At 68.8% G+C, this 584-nt stretch carries 1 protein-coding gene; it reads right to left on the bottom strand.

Annotation, left to right across the window (positions count from 1 at the left end):
- Window positions 1-463 (bottom strand): Gfo/Idh/MocA family protein (locus tag ELR45_RS28865; RefSeq protein WP_165368200.1); only part of this gene is annotated, 463 nt, incomplete at its 3' end.
- Between the last annotated feature and the right edge of the window lie 121 nt (window positions 464-584).

Raw genomic sequence — 584 nt, 5'->3', positions numbered from 1 at the left:
CCGTGTCGAACGAGCGCGCCTGTTCGAGGAATGCTCGGACGCCAGAGGAGAACCTGGTGGTGAACATCACCAGCGAGCCGACGCCGGCGGTGGCGACGGCGTCGGTGAGCGTGCGGGCGTGACCAAGGGTGTCGGCGATCGGCTTCTCCAGGATCAGATGCCGGCCGGCGTCCGCGGCGCGCACGGCCATGCGCCATTGGACGTCCGGCGGCACCGAGAAGGCGATCGCGTCGGAACGCTCCAGCAGTTCGTCGAACGACTCGACGGCTTCGGTCCCATGCATGTCGGCAACAGAGCGCGCCGCCTCGATCCGGCGTGCCCAGACGCCGGTCAGGGCGGTCTGTGGTCCGGCAGACCACAGCGGCGCATGCAGGATCGAGGCCCACGGGCCGGCACCGACGAGTCCGACCTTGATAGGGCCCGGAGAAGAAGAGGCGGCGCCGGACGGTCCGGGTGTCATCATGCGGGCTGTCCAATCCACGACCAACCAAGGCCGTTGTTCCGCTTGGCCCTGGCCACATCGTAGGTCGTGCGCCGAAGAGCGACGGCGCACCCCGAGTGTCCCGTAGAGCCGGTTCCTTGAC

This window comes from Phytoactinopolyspora endophytica, assembly GCF_004138495.1.
In the GTDB taxonomy this organism is placed as follows: Bacteria; Actinomycetota; Actinomycetes; order Jiangellales; family Jiangellaceae; genus Phytoactinopolyspora; species Phytoactinopolyspora endophytica.
Note: the sequence above shows the minus strand (reverse complement) of the source record. Positions and strands in the feature narration are given on the sequence as shown.